Annotated in this window: 18 protein-coding genes; 5 read left to right on the top strand and 13 right to left on the bottom strand. The window is 65.0% G+C overall.

Annotation, left to right across the window (positions count from 1 at the left end; translation table 11 throughout):
• Positions 1 to 4 precede the first annotated feature (4 nt).
• The 4 genes from AOT83_RS20290 to glp all read right to left on the bottom strand — a co-directional run bounded on the left by AOT83_RS20290 (position 5) and on the right by glp (position 5,302).
• The gene (locus tag AOT83_RS20290) at positions 5 to 2,224 is read right to left on the bottom strand and encodes an AAA family ATPase (protein WP_057965246.1); all 2,220 of its coding nucleotides are present in this window, start codon (positions 2,222 to 2,224) and stop codon (positions 5 to 7) included.
• Positions 2,225 to 2,230: 6 nt separating this feature from the next.
• Positions 2,231 to 3,118, bottom strand: a complete 888-nt coding sequence (gene pssA, locus AOT83_RS20285; protein ID WP_057965245.1) for a CDP-diacylglycerol--serine O-phosphatidyltransferase — start codon at positions 3,116 to 3,118, stop codon at positions 2,231 to 2,233.
• A gap of 11 nt (positions 3,119 to 3,129) precedes the next feature.
• The gene (locus tag AOT83_RS20280) at positions 3,130 to 3,861 is read right to left on the bottom strand and encodes a phosphatidylserine decarboxylase (protein WP_030095717.1); all 732 of its coding nucleotides are present in this window, start codon (positions 3,859 to 3,861) and stop codon (positions 3,130 to 3,132) included.
• 247 nt (positions 3,862 to 4,108) lie between these two features.
• Entirely contained in the window at positions 4,109 to 5,302 is a 1,194-nt protein-coding gene (glp, locus tag AOT83_RS20275) for a gephyrin-like molybdotransferase Glp (RefSeq protein WP_030095716.1), read from the bottom strand.
• 116 nt (positions 5,303 to 5,418) lie between these two features.
• On the opposite strand from glp, the gene AOT83_RS20270 reads away from it, so the two are divergent.
• On the top strand, positions 5,419 to 6,216 hold the full coding sequence (locus tag AOT83_RS20270; protein WP_030095715.1) for an HAD-IIA family hydrolase: 798 nt from the start codon (positions 5,419 to 5,421) through the stop codon (positions 6,214 to 6,216).
• Between the two features lie 15 nt (positions 6,217 to 6,231).
• Positions 6,232 to 6,612 (top strand): VOC family protein, encoded by a 381-nt coding sequence (locus AOT83_RS20265; protein WP_057965244.1) that lies wholly within the window; start codon positions 6,232 to 6,234, stop codon positions 6,610 to 6,612.
• On the opposite strand, the gene AOT83_RS20260 is transcribed toward AOT83_RS20265, so the two are convergent.
• Positions 6,609 to 6,944: a hypothetical protein gene (locus tag AOT83_RS20260; RefSeq protein WP_057965243.1), complete on the bottom strand. Its 336-nt coding sequence runs from the start codon at positions 6,942 to 6,944 to the stop codon at positions 6,609 to 6,611. The two genes, AOT83_RS20265 and AOT83_RS20260, sit on opposite strands and share 4 nt — an antisense overlap.
• 32 nt (positions 6,945 to 6,976) lie before the next feature.
• Positions 6,977 to 7,558, bottom strand: coding sequence for an MspA family porin (locus tag AOT83_RS20255; RefSeq protein WP_030095712.1), 582 nt, complete (start codon positions 7,556 to 7,558; stop codon positions 6,977 to 6,979).
• A gap of 203 nt (positions 7,559 to 7,761) precedes the next feature.
• Here AOT83_RS20255 and AOT83_RS20250 point away from each other — a divergent pair, with 203 nt between their 5' ends.
• Positions 7,762 to 8,676, top strand: coding sequence for an SDR family NAD(P)-dependent oxidoreductase (locus AOT83_RS20250; protein WP_030095711.1), 915 nt, complete (start codon positions 7,762 to 7,764; stop codon positions 8,674 to 8,676).
• Positions 8,677 to 8,742: 66 nt separating this feature from the next.
• Here the strand turns inward: AOT83_RS20250 and AOT83_RS20245 are convergent, their stop codons facing one another.
• Both AOT83_RS20245 and AOT83_RS20240 read right to left on the bottom strand, forming a co-directional pair.
• Entirely contained in the window at positions 8,743 to 10,437 is a 1,695-nt protein-coding gene (locus tag AOT83_RS20245; protein WP_044104808.1) for a DEAD/DEAH box helicase, read from the bottom strand.
• Positions 10,438 to 10,583: 146 nt separating this feature from the next.
• Entirely contained in the window at positions 10,584 to 11,495 is a 912-nt protein-coding gene (locus tag AOT83_RS20240) for an SDR family NAD(P)-dependent oxidoreductase (RefSeq protein WP_057965242.1), read from the bottom strand.
• 111 nt (positions 11,496 to 11,606) lie between these two features.
• On the opposite strand from AOT83_RS20240, the gene AOT83_RS20235 reads away from it, so the two are divergent.
• Complete coding sequence (locus AOT83_RS20235; protein ID WP_030095708.1) at positions 11,607 to 12,170, top strand: TetR/AcrR family transcriptional regulator; 564 nt, start codon at positions 11,607 to 11,609, stop codon at positions 12,168 to 12,170.
• Positions 12,171 to 12,200: 30 nt separating this feature from the next.
• On the opposite strand, the gene AOT83_RS20230 is transcribed toward AOT83_RS20235, so the two are convergent.
• The 3 genes from AOT83_RS20230 to AOT83_RS20220 are packed head-to-tail and all read right to left on the bottom strand — an operon-like array spanning position 12,201 to position 13,515.
• Positions 12,201 to 12,428: an anti-sigma factor gene (locus AOT83_RS20230; RefSeq protein WP_030095707.1), complete on the bottom strand. Its 228-nt coding sequence runs from the start codon at positions 12,426 to 12,428 to the stop codon at positions 12,201 to 12,203.
• Positions 12,429 to 13,058 (bottom strand): RNA polymerase sigma factor, encoded by a 630-nt coding sequence (locus tag AOT83_RS20225; RefSeq protein ID WP_057965241.1) that lies wholly within the window; start codon positions 13,056 to 13,058, stop codon positions 12,429 to 12,431.
• A complete protein-coding gene (locus tag AOT83_RS20220; protein WP_030095705.1) occupies positions 13,039 to 13,515 on the bottom strand; it encodes a DUF417 family protein in 477 nt (158 codons plus the stop codon). Before AOT83_RS20220 ends, AOT83_RS20225 begins: the two co-directional genes overlap by 20 nt.
• Before the next feature lie 346 nt (positions 13,516 to 13,861).
• On the opposite strand from AOT83_RS20220, the gene groL reads away from it, so the two are divergent.
• The gene (groL, locus tag AOT83_RS20215) at positions 13,862 to 15,487 is read left to right on the top strand and encodes a chaperonin GroEL (RefSeq protein ID WP_030095704.1); all 1,626 of its coding nucleotides are present in this window, start codon (positions 13,862 to 13,864) and stop codon (positions 15,485 to 15,487) included.
• Between the two features lie 141 nt (positions 15,488 to 15,628).
• On the opposite strand, the gene AOT83_RS20210 is transcribed toward groL, so the two are convergent.
• Entirely contained in the window at positions 15,629 to 16,597 is a 969-nt protein-coding gene (locus AOT83_RS20210) for a hypothetical protein (protein WP_057965240.1), read from the bottom strand.
• Positions 16,598 to 16,671: 74 nt separating this feature from the next.
• The gene (locus AOT83_RS20205) at positions 16,672 to 17,712 is read right to left on the bottom strand and encodes a pyridoxal-phosphate dependent enzyme (protein WP_044104805.1); all 1,041 of its coding nucleotides are present in this window, start codon (positions 17,710 to 17,712) and stop codon (positions 16,672 to 16,674) included.
• Positions 17,713 to 18,071: the final 359 nt, after the last annotated feature.

Below are 18,071 nucleotides of genomic sequence, written 5' to 3'. Positions count from 1 at the left end.
CTTTTCAGCGGTTGTCAGCAAACGCGCGCAGGGATGCTACCTGCACGGGATCCAGCGACGGACGTACTGTGGCCCGCGCGGTTTCGATATCGGCGACTGTCACATCGGCGGCGTCGATGGATCGCCGCATGGCCGCCATCGCGGCCTCGCGCAGCAGCGCCGCACAGTCGGCGGCCGAGAAGCCCTCCAGGCCAGCCGCGAGCGCGTCCAGATCTACATCGGCGTCCAGCGGTACCGCCCGCGCGGCCGTCTTGAGAATGTCTTTGCGGGCCTGAGCATCCGGTGGCTCGACGAACACCAGGCGTTCCATCCGGCCTGGACGCAGCAGCGCCGGGTCGATGAGCTCGGGCCGGTTGGTGGCGCCGAGCACCACCACATCGCGCAGCGGTTCCACCCCATCCAGTTCGGTCAGCAGGGCCGCCACCACGCGATCGGTGACACCCGAGTCGAAGCTCTGCCCGCGCCTCGGCGCCAGTGCGTCCACCTCGTCCAGGAAGACCAGTGATGGCGCCGAATCGCGCGCACGCCGAAACAGCTCGCGCACCGCCTGCTCGGAGGCGCCGACCCACTTGTCCATCAGCTCGGCGCCCTTGACCGCGTGCACCGACAACCGTCCGGAGCTAGCCAGCGCCCGCACCACGAAGGTCTTTCCGCAGCCGGGCGGTCCATACAGCAGTACCCCACGGGGCGGGTCCACGCCGAGGCGTTCGAAAGTGTCCGGATGCTGCAACGGCCACAGGACAGCCTCTGTCAGAGCCTGTTTGGTGGCCACCATGTCGCCGACGTCGTCGAGAGTTATCGACCCGACGGCCACTTCCTCAGTGCTGGAACGGGACAGCGGTCGGATCACCGACAGGGCACCGACAAGATCTTCCTGGGTCAGCGCGGGGGCGCTGGCCTTCTCGCTGGCCCGTGCCGCTGCCCGCAATGCGGCTTCGCGGACCAGCGCGGCCAGATCGGCCACCACAAAACCCGGTGTTCGCGCGGCGATCTCGTCGAGCTGTAGGTCCTGCGCCGGCACCTTCGTCAAGAGGACTTCCAGCAGTGACTTACGGGTAGCGGCGTCGGGCAGGCTCAGGCCCAGCTCACGGTCGCACAGCTCGGGAGCGCGCAGGCGCACGTCGATGGCGTCGGGATGTGCGGTCGTTGCGATGAAGGCAACGCCGGAAGTGGCTACCGCTGAACGTAGTTCGGCGAGGATGAGTGTCGCCACGGGTTCTGCGGTGGCCGGCAGCAGCGCGTCGATATCGGAGATCAGCAAGACGCCGCCAGACTGCCGGATCCGGCTCACGGCCTCCCGTATCGCGGTGAGACGTCCTTCCGCGGTGGTGGCACCCACTTCCGGCCCGTCCAGCTCGACGAGCGTGCGCGGCGCACAGACCGCGCGCGCCAGCGTCGTCTTGCCGACGCCCGCCGGGCCAGATATCAGCACGCCCAGATTCGGCTGTGCGCCCAGTGTTTTCAGCAGGGCGGGTTCATCGAGGGCGAGTTTGAGCCACTCGGTGAGCCGGGTCGCCTGCGCCCGGGAGCCCTTGAGGTCCTCCACGGATATCGGGGCGGGGGGCTCGGGCGACGGAGCCACAGCGGCGACGGCTTCGGCAGGCAGAGCCGTCTGTTGCGCATTGGGGCTCAACGGGTTTGTGCCCTGCCAGCTGACAAGAGAATTGGGTTGCACGCTGACCGGACCGGCCGGATCGACCGCCGTCACCGTGAGCAACTCGGAGGTCCAGGTTATCCCCACCGACCGGGCCAGCGTCGTCGTAGCCTCCGACGTGGACGTGCCAGGTCCGAGGTCCCGTGGCAGCAGCGACACGGTATCCCCAACGGTCATGACCTTGCCCAGTAGCGCCAGCCGAAGAGTCGCGGACGAAACAGATTGGGTGGCAAGAGAAGAACCGCTGACGCTGACCGACCGTGCGCCATACACCGTTACGGGGGAGACGATGACCGACGCATCCTCGCGCAACCCCGCGTTGGACAGCGTGACGTCGTCGAGCAGGGCGGTGCCGGCCGGAACTGAGCGCGGTGCGACCCCGACGACAGCCGCCGTTGTTCGTGATCCGGTCAGCGAAATCGCATCCCACTCCCGGATACCCAGGGCTGCAATCGCTTCTGGATGCAATCGGACGACACCGCGCCGCGAGTCGACGGCCGAAGTGTTGAGGCGGGCGGTGAGAGTCAGTGACGGGCCATTGGGGCCAAGAGCATCGGGATGTTCGCTCATGCGTACCTAGCGTGGCCCACCGGGCCGGCGCAACCCCAGACGCTCCGCTGTGCGCCGCTTGGGGAGTGCGGCGTGCCGGAAGGCGCGCCGCTGGTCCCGGCGCTGATCGCGGCGTAGATCCCGTCGCTCCTTGGGTTTGGCGTCCCACGACTCGGGTCGGGCCGCCACCCAGCGCTGACTGCGCCAGGCGAACGGGATATGGGCAAGGTAGACAACGATCAGAATCAGCAGCAGTACGTATGGGTATTGCAGCAGTCCGGCGGCGGCCACCGTCACCAGCGCGAGCAGCAGGACCACCATGCGGGGCGGCACGGAGACGGATTTCATGGCCGCGGTGGGGATCTGGCTAACGATGAGCATGGATACGAACACCATCCATGCGCATATCGCCCATACCGACGACCACCATCCGTCGCCGAATTGCAGCAAGGCCGCCAGCGGGGCCAGCACCATCAGCGCGCCCGCGGGGGAGGGCACTCCGACGAAATACTCCTTGGTGAACGCGGGTTGGGAATCGTCGTCAAGCAATGTGTTGAAGCGAGCCAGCCGCAGCACGATGCACACCGCGTAGAGAAGCGAAAAGACCCATGCTGTCGGGGTATCCGAGAGCATCGAGATGTAGAGCACCACCGCGGGCGCGACACCGAAGTTCACCGCGTCGGCCAGCGAGTCGATCTCCGCGCCCATTCGCGATGTCGCGTCCAAGAGCCGGGCGATCCTGCCGTCGAGACCGTCGAGGATCGCGGCCGCGGCGATCAGGGTCAGCGAGATGTAGGGCTTTCCGTCGAACGCGAACTTGATCGAGGACAGGCCACCGCAGATCGCCAGCACCGTCATCACACTCGGCAGAATCCGGATGTGTACGGGGCGCTTCGAGGACGCGGCTTGGTTCATGACTGAGCCGCTTACGCGTTATCGGTGGAGGACGGCAGCTCGGCCAGCACGGTCTCGGCGCCCACGGCTCGTTGCCCTGGCTGGACAAGAATTTTCGACCCCTCGGGCAGGTAGGTGTCCACCCGGGAACCGAATCGGATCAATCCGTAGGTGTCGCCGATGGACAACTGGTCACCGACCTTGGCGTGGCAGATGATCCGGCGTGCGATGAGTCCGGCGATCTGGACCACCACCACATCGTGCCCGGTGCGAGTACGGATCTGCACGCTGTTGCGTTCGTTGGCAACGCTCGCCTCGGCACGGTCGGCCGACAGGAACTGCCCACTGCGGTGAATGACTGCCGTCGCCTCACCGGCGACGGGGACCCGCTGCACGTGAACATCGAACACCGACAGAAAGATGCTGATGCGGGGGAGAGGCTCGGCGGGCAGCCCCAGTTCCGGCGGAGGTACCGCGCGATCGACCAAGCAGATCTGGCCGTCGGCCGCGGCCACCACCACATCGGCACGGTTGGGTGGGATGCGCGCAGGATGCCGGAAGAATCCGGCGCAAGCGCCCGCGAGCGCCAGCCCGGTTCCGCGAATCCAGCGATTCTTGAACCCAAGTCCCGCCAGTCCCACTCCACCGGCGATGAACGGGAGTCCTGCCGGGTGGATCGGTGGGATCGTCGAGCGGATGAGTTCGACGATATGCGGGATGCCGGAGTCCGGCTCTGAACCTACGGGGCGGGGGCGTCTTGCCACCGGACCATCCTAGTGATGTGGGCATTCAGTTGGGGACGTGGTTCCCCAGACGCCGTTGTCAGGTGGTGCCTTCCGAGGGGTATCAACGAGTCACCTGAGTAGTACACCTTTACGGTGCAGTCGGGTCGTATTCGCTCTTGGGCACCAACGAGTGCGAGTCTCACGCGAAAATCTGTCGTGAAATCCGCGCGAGGCTCGCACTCGAGTTCTCGGTGCTCCGCGGTGACTAGACAATCAACGGCCGTGATCAGCTCAGATTCCACACGCTGACAGTGGTCCCCGCCGCGAGTTCGGTGACATCCTCGGGGATGTCCAGCAGGCAGTTCGAGGCCGCCAGCCATCTCAAATGATGCGATGCGGGAGGTCCGACAGCCGTCACGGTCCCTCTGTCGGCATCCCAGCACCCGCGCCGGAACTGCCGCTTACCCGCGGGCGCGGAGATGGGATCGGTGAGGACGGCCTCGTGGCGCGCCCGCGCGGGCGCCAGCCCCATCGCCGCGCGTAAGGGCTCGCGAATGAACACTTCGAACGACACCAGCGCGCTGACGGGATTGCCGGGCAGGGTGAGCACCGGGACGCCATTGACGTGTCCTGCTCCCTGTGGTTTGCCGGGCTGCATGGCCACCGAGACGAACTGGACACCGGCGTCGGTGAGTGCGTCCTTGACCACCTCATAGGCTCCGGCGCTGACTCCACCGGTGGTGATGACCAGGTCGGCCTGGGCGCCGAATTCGTCGAGTACTGCGAGGAATTGCTCGACATCGTCTGCGACGGTCGGCGCCACCACGGCGTCGGCCCCGGCCTCCTGGACAGCGGCGGCAAGCATGATGGCGTTGGATTCATAGATCTGCCCGGGCTTGAGGTCGGTGCCCGGGGGCACCAACTCGCTGCCGGTGGAGGCGATGACCACCCGCAGGCGCGGATGCACGGTCAGCTCCTCGAGTCCGAGTGCCGCCGCCAGACCCAACGCCGGCGCCATCAGCCGGGTGCCGGCGCTCAGTACGGAGTCGCCAACTCGTACATCCTCGCCTGCGGACCGGATGTGCTGGCCGGCACGGGGTTCTTCGGTGATGGTCACGGTTTCGGTGCCGCCGTCGGTGACTTCGACGGGCACCACCGCGGTGGCACCGGCAGGAAGGGGCGCACCCGTCATGATCCGGTGCGCGGTACCGGGTTTGAGCGTCAGGACGTCGGTGCGCCCGGCCGGGATGTCCTCGGTGACCGGCAGTGTCACCGGATTGGTGGGCGAAGCCCCCGCGAGATCGTCGCGGTGGACCGCATACCCATCCATGGCCGAGTTGTCGAACACCGGCAGATTCAGTGGCGCGATCACGTCGGCGGCCAGGACCAGTCGCTCAGCCGCACCTACCGGCACCCGGACAAGCGCGGGCGCCTGGATCAATCCCGCGACGACTTGCTGGTGTTCGGCGACGGAACGCATCGGCTCATTATTGCCCGACCACCCAGCGCATACCGCACGCAGGGGTTTCGCTGAGTCCGGTGGGTCCGGAATGCCCTCGGCGTGCGCCGCGCACGGCATGGCGGGAAAATAGCGCCATGACCGTCGGCGGAGTGCTCTTCGATATCGACGGGGTCCTGGTGACCTCGTGGGAGCCGATCGACGGCGCCGCGCAGGCCCTCAAGGTGCTGGAGAGTGACGACGTTCGTCGTTGCTTCTTGACGAACACCACCTCGCGTACCCGAGTGCAGATCGCGGAGCTGTTGACCGCAGCGGGCCTGGCAGTGCCTGCCGACGAGGTGATTACTGCCGCCATGCTGACCGCCGATCACGTGATCGCCCAGCACCCCGGCGCCCGGTGCTATCTGCTGAACGACGGGGACATCACCGCCGACATGCCCGGGGTCGACTTCGTCGAATCCCTTTCCGATGATCCCGACGTCATCATTCTTGGTGGGGCCGGTCCGCAGTTCGATCATGTGGCGCTGAGCCGGGTATACGACCTGATGGCTCAGGGAATCCCGGTGGTCGCGATGCATCGCAACGCGGTGTGGAGCACACGCGAGGGATTGCGCGTCGATACCGGTGTGTACCTGGCGGGCATGGAACAGGTTTCGGGGCGCAAGGCGGTCGCTGTCGGCAAGCCCGCCCCGGCGGGATTTCAGCTGGCCGCCGAGCGGATGGGGTGCGAGCCGGATCAAGTCGTGATGGTGGGCGACGACCTGCATGTCGATGTGCTGGCGGCCCAAGTCGTCGGGATGACGGGTGTGCTGGTGCGCACCGGGAAGTTCCGTCAAGACACCCTCGACAGATGGGCTGCCGATCAGTATTCGATGCAACCCGCGTACGTCATCGATTCGATCGCCGATTTGCCGTCCTTGTTGTCGGACCTGTGAGCCAGAATCTGCCTCATGATCGACCACTTCGGTATCAACTGCGCGGACCTGCCGACCGCGGCCGCGTTCTATGACAAGGTGCTCGGGGTTCTCGGGTACACGCGACAGATGGATTTCGGTGTCGCCATCGGGTACGGGACCGCGGGAAAGCCTGACTTTTGGATCGGCGGCGGCGATGCCGCGGGCGGACCCAATCGTGAGATCCACGTTGCCTTCTCTGCCGAGAGCACCGAGAAGGTCGACGAGTTCTTCACGACGGCGACGGGTGAAGGCGCCGAGGCCCTTCATGCGCCGCGGCTATGGCCGGAGTATCACCCGGGTTATTACGGTGCGTTCGTCCGCGACCCTGACGGCAACAACGTCGAGGCGGTGTTTCACGGGGCGGCGCCCGCCTAAGGGCCGGCACTGACAATCGGCGCCGACGCGCTGGCCGGTTCCCGGGCTGGCGATGCGGGTTTGACGGGTGCCGCGCCGGCGGGCATGACGATCGGAGGCGGTGCGGTGCCCTGTTGACCGTCGGAATCGGTGTCCGAGTCGGGTTCGGGTGGCCAGTCCACACTCGTCGGGGGCCAAGTCTCAGCCTTGTCGCCGCCGGTCGCGGCGGCTGGGGGCGCACATCCTTGCGCTGCGCCGAAGTCGCCGGGGCTGCAGTTGTCCGCCTGTGCCACGGATGCCGGACCGACAATGAGGCTTGCGCACAGGGTGGTGGCGATGATCAGCCGTGCCATTCGGTGGCGTTGTGGTCGCGCGTGGGTAGGGCTCATAGCGAAAGAATGTCCCCGTACACGTTCACGCTGTCGTCGGACTTGTCGGTGTCGATCAGCGCCGTCGTGAAGAACCGGATGGAGACCGGTCCGCCGCAGGCGTCGACTTTCACGTGGGCGTCGTGAACCACGATTTCGCCGGTGCGTCCTTTGAGGGCCTTCTTGCCCAGCACGATGTTCTTGATCGTCCCCGGAAGCAGATTGACCGAGATGCTCCCGTTGACTTCCGCGTAAGGGCCGACCATAGCCAGCAGATTGCTGCCGCCGGAGAAGCCGGGACTGACTCCCGCGTCCGCGCCGACGTCGACGCTTCCGCCCTCGCTGAGGTCGATCTGGCAGCCCAGCTGCAACCCCATGACGAGGGTTCCGGAGTTGACCGGAACCGCGCCGTTACCGTCGATGCTGGCGAGGGCCTTGCCGGTGACAAACCCCTCTCGTGTGAACGCAGTGGCGGCCATGTTTGGCACAGAGTTGATAGTCATCCGCGACAGCGCAGCACTCAGATGCCAGCCGTCGTCGGTATCGGCAGACTGGCTGACGTCGGCGACCGGCAGCGGGTCTGCCGCAGCCACTCCCATGCCCGAGCACAGAAGTGAAATTACAAGGGTGGCAACAGAAGTAAGTTTGCGCACGGACCCGCCTTACATGCAGTAGGTGGCCAAGCTCAGTGATCCGGCGATGAGCGTATTGACCCCTGCTGTGGGATTCCTGGTATCGAACACCGGGAGAACTGTGAATAAGCAGGCTGGGCAGCGCGATGGATCTGGGGCAGGATGCGTGTGTGACCGCACATTGGAGCACTGCCGACATTCCCGACCAGACGGGACGCGTCGCCATCATCACCGGTGCCAACACCGGACTGGGCCTGGAGACCGCCCGCGCGTTGGCGGCCGCGGGGGCACAGGTAGTTCTTGCGGTCCGCGATCTGGACAAGGGTGCTGCCGCTGTCGAAGAGATCGGGAAGACCACGCCCGCAGGCAACCTGGCGCTGCAGCGCCTGGATCTATCTTCCCTCTCGGATATCCGTTCTGCTGCTGAACAATTGGGTGATCAATACCCACAGATCGATCTGCTCATCAATAACGCCGGGGTGATGTATCCGCCGAAGGGCAACACCGCGGACGGTTTCGAGCTGCAGTTCGGCACCAACCATCTGGGCCATTTCGCCCTCACCGCCCTGCTGCTGGAGAACCTGACGACGGTGCGTGGCTCCCGCGTCGTAACCGTCAGCAGTAACGGTCATAAGTTCAGAGCCGCAATACATTTCGATGACTTACAGTGGGAACGCGACTACAGCCGGGTGGGGGCATATGCTCAGTCGAAGCTGGCCAATCTGTTGTTCACCTACGAGCTGCAGCGGCGCCTCCAGGCCGCGGGGGCGGAGACGGTGGCGTTGGCGGCACATCCCGGTGCGTCGGGTACCGAGTTGATGCGTCACATCACCTTCGGTCCGGAGGCGCTCAGTGCGGCGGCGTTGAAACTCGCCCAGAGTCCGGCCATGGGCGCCTTGCCCAGTCTGCGTGCCGCTACGGACCCCACCGCCGTTGGTGGCCAGTACTACGGGCCCTCGGGCTTTGGTGAGTTTCGTGGGTATCCCAAGGTGGTCAAGTCCACCAGGCAGTCACACGATCAGGCTCTGCAACAACGGCTTTGGTCTGTCTCGGAAGAGTTGACTGGAGTGAATTTCCCCGTCTAAGCCGTTCCTGTCGACTTTCGGTGTCGCTGAGCGAGAAAATCACACGCTAAGCCGACACTCGGAGGTTTAGAGCTCCCGATGCAGGGTGCGCACGGCGACGATGCGTTCCTTGAGCTGATCGCGGGTGGCCGCGGCCACCGGGGGGCCTCCGCACCGCCTGCGCAGCTCGTTGTGAATCCAGCCGTGCGGTTTACCCGACTTGAAGTGCGTGGCCGACACCAAGGCGTTGAGCTCGCGACGCAGTTCGCGCAGTTGACCGTGTGTCGAAGTGATTTCCGGGGGTACCTCGCCGGAAGCGGTGCGCTTCGTTAGCTGCTCTTCTTGCCTGCGCCGCAACAGATCTCGCATCTGATTTGGATCGAGCAGGCCGGGAATACCAAGGTACTCGGCTTCCTCCTCGCTGCCCGCTGGCGTCGCGGTGCCAAAGGAGGCTCCGTCGAAGATCACCTGATCCAGTTCGGCACTGGCACTGAGCGATTCGAAGCCCTTCTCTTCCTCGCCCGGCTCGGTGCGCTTGCGCTCCACCGGCTCCTCATCGCCCATCGGCTCGCGGTGTGGTTTACCGAGTACGTGATTGCGCTGCTCTTCCAGCAGACTGGCGAGTTCCAGCAGTGTCGGCACCGAGGGCAGGAAGATGCTGGCCGTCTCACCTTGTGTTCGGGAGCGCACATACCGACCAATCGCCTGGGCGAAGAACAGCGGCGTCGAGGCGCTTGTCGCGTACACGCCGACGGCAAGGCGCGGCACGTCGACGCCCTCGGACACCATGCGCACCGCGACCATCCACTCGCTGGTGCTGTTGGAGAACTGCGCGATGCGATCCGAGGACTTCGGGTCGTCCGAGAGCACCACCGTGGGTTCCGATCCGGTGATGTTGGTCAGTAGTTTCGCGTAGGCGCGGGCCGCCTTCTGATCGGAGGCGATGATCATGGCGCCGGCATCGGTCATCCCGCCATTGCGCTTCTGCTGCAGCCGCGCGTGGGCGGCGCGCAGCACCGCGGGTATCCATTCGCCATTGGGATCCAAGGTGGTGCGCCATGCGCGCGCAGTCTGCTCGGCGGTGAGTGGTTCGCCGAGGCGAGCGGCATGTTCCTCGCCGGCACTGTCACGCCAACGGGCCTCTCCCGAGTACGCCATGAACACCACGGGACGCACCACGCCGTCGGCCAGCGCCTCGGAGTAGCCGTAGGTGTGGTCGGCTTGCGAGCGCTGGAAGCCCGCGCCGTCGGGCTCGTAGTTGATGAATGGGATCGGGCTGTCGTCACTGCGGAACGGGGTTCCGGTCAAGGAGAGGCGCCGCGTCGCGTCGTCGAAGGCTTCGCGGACCGCTTCACCCCAGCTCTTGGCATCTCCGGCGTGGTGGATCTCGTCGAAGATCACCAACGTACGGTGGTTCTCCGTGCGGACCCGGTGCCGGGTGGGGTGACTTGCCACCTGCGCATAGGTGACGACGACTCCGTGATACTCCGAGGAGTTCTGTGCGTCCGAGTTGCTGAATCTCGGGTCCAGAGACAGCCCGAAGGAAGTGGCCGACTGAGCCCACTGGACCTTGAGGTGTTCGGTCGGCACCACCACGGTGATCTTGTCGACCGTACCGTCGGCCAGCAGCTCGGTAGCAATGCGCAGGGCAAACCTTGTTTTCCCTGATCCCGGGGTCGCGACCGCCAGGAAATCTCGGGGCTTGGCGGCCAAATACCGCACTAATGCCCTACGCTGCCAGCCCCGCAATGTATGGGTGCTGGGCGCCTCTACAGCCCGCACCCGTCAGACTCCTCACTGATTGGACTGCAGACTAGCGCAACGGATTACGGGAGTGCATCCCGACGGGCGTGGCGGGCACCGCGTGTCGTGTCACCAGAGTGACAGTCGGCGACAATCAGCACAGTGCCCGCCTCTTTCCGTTCAGCTCACTTCACCGGGAAGATCACGTCGGTGAGTTCTTCAGATACCGACCACAAGCGTCGCTGCAAATTGAGGTCATAGGATTGCTCGCTTGATGCGACGACCTTCGGGTTACCGCGTTGTTCGCCGAATCCATCCGGTCCGTAGTACTGCCCGCCCAGGGCTGCAGGGTCGGTGGCGGCCCGCAACGTGGGCAGCGCACCCATATCCGCGCCCTGAGTGAGCAGCGGCGCGACCACGTTGAACACGGCCCGCACCCACAGCGGAGAGTTGCGGGCCAGCTCGGTGTTGGAGCCGCCGGGGTGCGCCGCCAGGGCGGCCGTATTGGTGCCTGCCAGGCGCCGCTGCAGTTCGTAGGTGAACAACAGATTGGCCAGCTTCGATTGTCCATAGGCCGCGACCCTGTTGTAGTCGCGTTCCCATTGCAGGTCATCGAAGTGGATCCCGGCGCGAATGCGGTGCCCGATGCTGGAGACGGTCACCACACGTGAACCCTCGACAGGTAGCAGGTGATCCAGGAGCAGGCCGGTGAATGCGTAGTGCCCCAGGTGATTGGTGCCGAACTGCAGCTCGAAGCCATCGGCGGTGGTGGATTTCTCGGTCCACATGACCCCGGCGTTGTTGATCAGCAGGTCGATCTTGTCGTAGCGCGACTTGAGCTCGTCACTGGCCCGGCGTACGGACTCCAGCGAGGAAAGGTCCAACGGCTGCAGGGTCACGTCGGCGTTCGTGTGGGCCGCGGTGATCGCGTCGGCCGCTGCCTTTCCCTTCTCCGTATTGCGCACCGCGAGCACAACGTGGGCGCCGTGCGCGGCGAGCGCCTTGGCGGTCTCCAGTCCGAGGCCGGTGTTGGCACCGGTGATGATCGCGATGCGACCGGTCTGATCGGGGATGTCGGTGGTATTCCATTTGGTCATGGGGGCTCCTTGGGTAGTATCTTCAGTAACCGGGGCGGCTACTCCGCTTACGAATATACGGAACGCGCGCCCCGTTTTGTCAAGGCGTGTTGGAACCTTGAGGAGTGTGAGATGGATCAACCTGCCCGGCCCTTGCGTGCTGACGCCGCCCGCAACCGTGCGCGGGTCCTTGAGGTTGCCTATCAAACGTTTGCCGAGGAGGGCCTCGGTGTCCCGATCGACGAGATCGCGCGGCGCGCGGGAGTGGGTGCCGGGACCGTCTACCGGCATTTTCCGGCCAAGGAGGATCTGTATCGCGCCGTCGCGGAAGACCGGATGAGCACGGTGATCGGTAAGGGGCGCGAGCTACTGGAGTCGGCCGATCCGGGTGAGGCGCTGTTCGGATTCCTGCGCGTGATGGTCGAGTGGGGTGGGACCGATCAGGGATTGGTGGATGCCCTGGCCGGCGCGGGTGTCAGTGTCGAAGCTCTTATCCCTCAGATCGAGGAATCCTTCTACGCGGTCCTGGGTGATTTGGTGAAGGCCGCACAGCAGGCGGGCACGGCGCGCTCCGATATCGGCGTGCACGAGGTAAAGGCGCTCCTGGTGGGGTGCCAGGCCATGCAGAGCTACAACAAAGAGGTCTCGCAGCAGGTCACCGACGTTGTCTTCGACGGGCTACGGCCGCGTCGTTAGGCGCGTCATAGGTAGGGCCGTGTTCGCGGCTCAGCGTTGCCGCTCCCGAAAACCGGCGAGCAGTCTCTCTCGCAGCGCCGCGCTGGGGCCGTCCTGCGGGATCTGGCTCAAGATCGACACGGTGGATTTGTACTGGTTCAGGTAGTTCACGCATCCGTCGCACTCCAACAGGTGTGCCTCGAGCTTCGCGCGCTTGACCGGTGATAGTGAATTGTCGAGGTACTCCGTGATCAGCTCGACGAGTTCGTCGCAGTTCATTCAACTCACGTCCTTCATGTAGTCCTCAAGCCCTTGACGAACCGCCGCCCGTCCGCGATGCAGGAGTACACGCTGGTTGGCCGAGGTGATTCCCAGGTGTTCGGCGACCTCCTTCGAATCGAGTCCCAGTAGGTCCCGCATCGTCACCACCACGCGCTGCGTCTCCGGCAGCCCGTCGAGTTGCAGAACTACGTGGGCGAGCAGCTCCTCGGAGAGCACTAGGTTCTCCGGCGTCTCGGGAAACGAATGCGGGGCGGCGTCGTCGCGCCAGTGGCCCACCCACTCGCCGGTGTCCTGGAAACGGCCCGGGTCGACGGTCCCTCCGGTAAATGCCGCGATGGCCTTCGCGGTATCGCGACGTTCGCGGATTCCCCGTTCCTTGGCGATGTTGATCAGGATCGTGAACAGCCAGGTGCGCAGTGTTGATCGACCTTCGAATGCGTCGATCCCCTTGCACAATGCGAGCCAGGCCTCCTGCACCACCTCTTCGGCGATCTCGCGGCTTCTCACGTAGCTGCGCGCAAGCTGCAGCATCGCGGGCGTGTGTGCGTCCACCACCTGCGCGAACGCGCCCTCGTCGCCTGCTTGTAGCGAAGCGACGAGGGCTGCTTCAGCGTCGCGTGAGTGCATCGACCAAGGTCCAGGCGGAGATGCCGAGGAGCGCGACATCCTTGATGAGGAATTGCCCGGTCGAGGACAGCACCGGGAACCCTCCGGCCGCGCTCTCGAACACCCCCGGTGTGCTGAACAGGAAGCTCACAGTGGTGGCGAACATGCCGATGGCCATGAGGCTGCCGACTGCCGAGAGCCGGGGCAACCACGGCTTGACGGAGAGCAGGACTGCGATCGTGATTTCCACGATTCCGAGTAGCGATGAGAACGCGGTGACCGAGAAGACGTCGTACACCCAGGACATCAGCGGACTGTGGGACACCAGCGGCACGATGCCGTTGGCCTCGAACTCGGTGAACTTCAGCATGCCGATCCACGCGATGACGATCGCGAGCCCATAGCGCGCCAGGGCGACCCCGGTGCGTGCCAAGGGTGCGTCCGGTTCGATGTGACGCTGCAGTTGAGCGGTGATCATGGCGACTCCTCTACTGATGGGGATGGTGACACGACTGAGTGCTCTGCAGGACGCAAAGCGTTACAGCATGGGGGGTGAGACCGAAGGGTGCGACGTGGGTATCGACGTCCGTCCACATCACCACGGCTTTTGATCTGGAGCCGACGTCGTGTTTGTTGGCCCGGGCTTCGGCCAATCGCCCTTGCACTCGCCATGTCCGAGTGCTAAAAATGGCATTGGCACTCACGACCGGTGAGTGCTAGGCCGGGACGGTGAGGCCGCAGCCCACACAGCTGCGTCCGTCCGTCGCGGGCACTGAGCCCGGCCAAAGAACGTGCCACCCCCTATACGGAGGAATCACTTCGCAATGGCCAAGACAATTGCGTATGACGAAGAGGCCCGCCGCGGCCTGGAGCGGGGCCTCAACGCCCTCGCTGACGCGGTCAAGGTGACGCTGGGCCCCAAGGGTCGCAACGTCGTCTTGGAGAAGAAGTGGGGCGCCCCCACGATCACCAACGATGGTGTGTCCATCGCCAAGGAGATCGAGCTGGAGGACCCGTACGAGAAGATCGGCGCTGAGCTGGTCAAGGAAGTTGCCAAGAAGACTGACGACGTCGCGGGTGACGGCACTACTACCGCCACCGTGCTTGCCCAGGCTCTGGTCAAGGAAGGTCTGCGTAACGTCGCTGCCGGCGCCAACCCGCTCGGCCTGAAGCGCGGCATCGAGAAGGCCGTGGAGGCCGTCACCAGCTCTCTGCTGGACTCCGCCAAGGAGATCGACACCAAGGAGCAGATCGCGGCCACCGCGGGCATCTCCGCGGGTGACCAGTCCATCGGTGATCTGATCGCCGAGGCCATGGACAAGGTCGGCAACGAGGGTGTCATCACCGTCGAGGAGTCCAACACCTTCGGCCTGCAGCTGGAGCTCACCGAGGGCATGCGCTTCGACAAGGGCTACATCTCGGGTTACTTCGTGACCGACGCCGAGCGTCAGGAAGCCGTCCTGGAGGATCCCTACATCCTGCTGGTCAGCTCCAAGGTCTCGACCGTCAAGGACCTGCTTCCCTTGCTGGAGAAGGTCATCCAGGGCGGCAAGCCGCTGCTGATCATCGCCGAGGACGTTGAGGGCGAGGCTCTCTCGACCCTGGTCGTCAACAAGATCCGTGGCACCTTCAAGTCCGTCGCCGTCAAGGCTCCGGGCTTCGGTGACCGTCGCAAGGCGATGCTGCAGGACATGGCGATCCTCACCGGTGGCCAGGTCGTCAGCGAAGAGGTCGGCCTCTCCCTGGAGACCGCCGACATCTCCCTGCTCGGGCAGGCTCGCAAGGTCGTCGTCACCAAGGACGAGACCACCATCGTCGAGGGCGCGGGCGATTCCGACGCCATCGCCGGTCGCGTGGCGCAGATCCGCAGCGAGATCGAGAACAGCGACTCCGACTACGACCGCGAGAAGCTGCAGGAGCGCCTGGCCAAGCTGGCCGGCGGTGTTGCGGTGATCAAGGCCGGAGCTGCCACCGAGGTGGAGCTCAAGGAGCGCAAGCACCGCATCGAGGACGCCGTTCGCAACGCGAAGGCCGCCGTCGAAGAGGGCATCGTCGCCGGTGGTGGCGTCGCCCTGCTGCAGGCTGCCCCCGCGCTGGACTCGCTCTCGCTCGAGGGTGACGAGGCCACGGGTGCCAACATCGTCCGGGTGGCGCTGTCGGCTCCGCTGAAGCAGATCGCCTTCAACGGTGGTCTGGAGCCGGGTGTCGTCGCGGAGAAGGTCGCGAACCTTCCTGCGGGCCACGGCCTGAACGCGGCGACCAACGTGTACGAGGACCTGCTCGCGGCCGGCGTTGCCGACCCCGTGAAGGTGACCCGCTCGGCGCTGCAGAACGCGGCGTCCATCGCGGCGCTGTTCCTCACCACCGAGGCCGTCGTTGCCGACAAGCCGGAGAAGGCCGCCGCACCTGCGGGCGACCCGACCGGTGGCATGGGCGGTATGGACTTCTAAGTCCACCAACGAAGAAGGCCCGGTCTGCGTCATGCAGGCCGGGCCTTTTCGTTGGTGACTCCGTGCGCCGAGTGGGAATCTGGCGTGGGAAATGGGCTCGATTCTCTCGTGAGATTCCCACTCGGCTTGCGGCGCCGAGGTTTACACCGGTGCTGGTGCGATGATGCCGCCGGTGAGACGCCGGTAGGTGTAGACGTGAATCAGACCGGATAGGGCCGCAATCGTCGGGTAGGCGATGATGCCGCCCAAGCCGCAGGTGATGAATGTCGCTGCGACACCGGCGAAAGCAACACCCAAGGTGATCAGGAACACGAGCAAGGCCTGTGCCAGATTGTCTTTGACGATCTGAAAGCTGGCCTTGATCGCATCAACAGGGCCCAGGCCGCGGTCGACGGCGAAGAACACGGCGTACTGGGCGAAGAACCCGAAGATGATTCCGCCGATGATCAAGAAGCTTCCGATCAGCACTCCGAGCGCGACCAAGAGCGCGGTCCCCGTGTAGGCGCCGAAACTGCGGGCGCGGAAGAAGGTTCCGAAACTCACGGGCTTGCCGTCGGCGACATCGAGATTGGCGCTGACGATGCAGGCGCCCACGTAGAGGCTGACGGCGAACACCACCGCGTAGAGCAGGATGATGATGGCGATGGCTCCGCCGGAGAACTCGGGTCCCTCATACGAGTATGAGTACGAGGAGCTTGAGTCACCGCCGTAGCCGCTGGTGCTGGTCTGCGGCAGGCTGGCGATCAGAATCGCGTAGACGATTCCGAACGGCACACCGATCGCAAGGAACCAGACCAGATACGGCGGAATGAAGGTTCCGAAGCGCTTGGTGACCTGGGCCCACGACCAGCTCCACGACTCACCGGCGCTGAACGGTCCCTGCGGTGGCCACGGCGCCTGCGACGGATAGCCGTAGCCCACAGGCGGGTATCCCTGGGGAGGGGGCGGGAATTGTCCACCCGGGTACTGGGGGGCTCCCGGCGGAGGACCCGGCTGGTACCCGGGTTGATATCCAGGCGGCGGGGGCGGCTGGTACCCCGGGGGCGGCTGGTGTGGGTCGTACGCTGACGGATCGCCCGCTGCGGGCGGCTCCTGTGGTGGGTAAGTCACCGATTCAGGCTAGCAATGAACATGTTTGCTGAGCCGGGAATTCGCGGGTGTCGCAGTGTCGCGGGCCGTGGCTATCAGGTGCGTGCGGCGGCATGGCACAGGCTGTGGCCGTCCGCTACGAAACCGGACGCAGGCCTGTCGTAGTCGCGGTACGACCAGGGCAGTGCCAGATCGGCGTTGTCCGCCACGGCCTTTGGTGAGAACTGCGCCATGGCAGCGGCGTCCTCATGACGGGCGAACACGTTCTGCACGTAGCGATGCCCGGTATCGGGTGCGGTGAAAACCACCGCGCGCTCGGGGGCGCGTTCCTTCTCCCATTGAGCGGCAAGGAACGCCGCACCGGTGGACAGTCCCGCGAAGACCGCGTGCCTGCGCAGTAGTTCGATGGCACCTGACTGGGCGGCGCCAAAGCCGATCCAGTGCACCGTGTCGTACAGGCTTGGGTCCACATTCTCAAAGGGAATGGAGCTGCCGATGCCGGCAATGATGATGTCAGGGTCATCGAGATGATCCGCGTCGAAAGTCACCGAGCCGAACGGCTGTATCCCCGCCAAGCGGGTATCGGGTGCATCGACGCGCAGCTCGGTGGCGAGGCTTCCGGTTGATGCGCCGGTACCCACACCGCCGACAAGGGTCAGCGCGGTGTCCCCGAGCTCGCGCCGGATCTGGTGAGCAATCGGGCGGTACCCGGCGTAGTGAATGTCGTCGTGATACTGGCGCATCCAGTGGTAGTTGGGTCGCTCGCGCAGAATCTCGTGGATGCGGGCAACCCGGCGGTTCTGATCCAGTTTCAGATTCGGAGTCGGGGGCATCTGCTCGAAGTGCGCGCCCAGGATAGCCAGCTGCACGCGCAGTGTCTCGTCGACGGTGGTGGAACCCACGATGTGACATTTCAGGCCGTGGCGATGTGCGGCCAGCGCCAGCGCGTGCGCGTAGATACCACTGGAGCTGTCGAGGAGGGTTGTCTCGCGATCAATCACGCCGCTGTCCAGCAGCTGCTGCACGGCCGCCATGGCCGAAACAACCTTCATGGTCTCGAATCGCAGACAGAACATCCCGTCGGCCAACTGAATCAGGTCGGGGCGCCCCACCGACTCCGCGAAATGTCTGTCCACTCTCAGCTGCCAGCCCTTCTGATCGTATTTGCCCTGTATGTCGACGATGTCGCTACCGCGCCGCCACGTAGTGCGGCGCGTCCGGTGCCATCGGCAACGTGGACGTTGGGGCCGTTCCCCGGTAAGACCGGGCCACCATGATGTGTGTACCCATTCTGTAACAGTCCCGCATGCTGCGCTGAGGCGCGCCGGGTACGGGTCGCGTACTTGGGAATGAGAATCGGGCGGCGCTTCCCGAAGGTCATCTCAGCTACTGTCACGTCCGAGTGGTCGTCGCTGTGCGGTCAATAGTTCCCGGTCGTCTCATATTTCCCCTATCGCTGTGCTGTCGTGTAGACAACACAGCTGTGACATCGCCT

This window comes from Mycobacteroides sp. H001, from assembly GCF_001440005.1.
GTDB classification, from domain to species: Bacteria; Actinomycetota; Actinomycetes; order Mycobacteriales; family Mycobacteriaceae; genus Mycobacterium; species Mycobacterium gwanakae.
The sequence above is the reverse complement of the archived record's forward strand: the minus strand, read 5'-3'. Positions and strand labels throughout refer to the sequence as shown.

Excerpts from the sequence above, each read along its gene's own strand:
- AOT83_RS20290 (WP_057965246.1), bottom strand. The coding sequence starts at position 2,224 with ATGAGCGAACATCCCGATGCTCTTGGCCCCAATGGCCCGTCACTGACT.
- pssA (WP_057965245.1), bottom strand. The coding sequence starts at position 3,118 with ATGAACCAAGCCGCGTCCTCGAAGCGCCCCGTACACATCCGGATTCTG.
- glp (WP_030095716.1), bottom strand. The coding sequence starts at position 5,302 with ATGCGTTCCGTCGCCGAACACCAGCAAGTCGTCGCGGGATTGATCCAG.
- AOT83_RS20270 (WP_030095715.1), top strand. The coding sequence starts at position 5,419 with ATGACCGTCGGCGGAGTGCTCTTCGATATCGACGGGGTCCTGGTGACC.
- AOT83_RS20265 (WP_057965244.1), top strand. The coding sequence starts at position 6,232 with ATGATCGACCACTTCGGTATCAACTGCGCGGACCTGCCGACCGCGGCC.
- AOT83_RS20260 (WP_057965243.1), bottom strand. The coding sequence starts at position 6,944 with ATGGCACGGCTGATCATCGCCACCACCCTGTGCGCAAGCCTCATTGTC.
- AOT83_RS20255 (WP_030095712.1), bottom strand. The coding sequence starts at position 7,558 with ATGGGAGTGGCTGCGGCAGACCCGCTGCCGGTCGCCGACGTCAGCCAG.
- AOT83_RS20240 (WP_057965242.1), bottom strand. The coding sequence starts at position 11,495 with ATGACCAAATGGAATACCACCGACATCCCCGATCAGACCGGTCGCATC.
- AOT83_RS20235 (WP_030095708.1), top strand. The coding sequence starts at position 11,607 with ATGGATCAACCTGCCCGGCCCTTGCGTGCTGACGCCGCCCGCAACCGT.
- AOT83_RS20230 (WP_030095707.1), bottom strand. The coding sequence starts at position 12,428 with ATGAACTGCGACGAACTCGTCGAGCTGATCACGGAGTACCTCGACAAT.
- AOT83_RS20225 (WP_057965241.1), bottom strand. The coding sequence starts at position 13,058 with ATGCACTCACGCGACGCTGAAGCAGCCCTCGTCGCTTCGCTACAAGCA.
- AOT83_RS20220 (WP_030095705.1), bottom strand. The coding sequence starts at position 13,515 with ATGATCACCGCTCAACTGCAGCGTCACATCGAACCGGACGCACCCTTG.
- groL (WP_030095704.1), top strand. The coding sequence starts at position 13,862 with ATGGCCAAGACAATTGCGTATGACGAAGAGGCCCGCCGCGGCCTGGAG.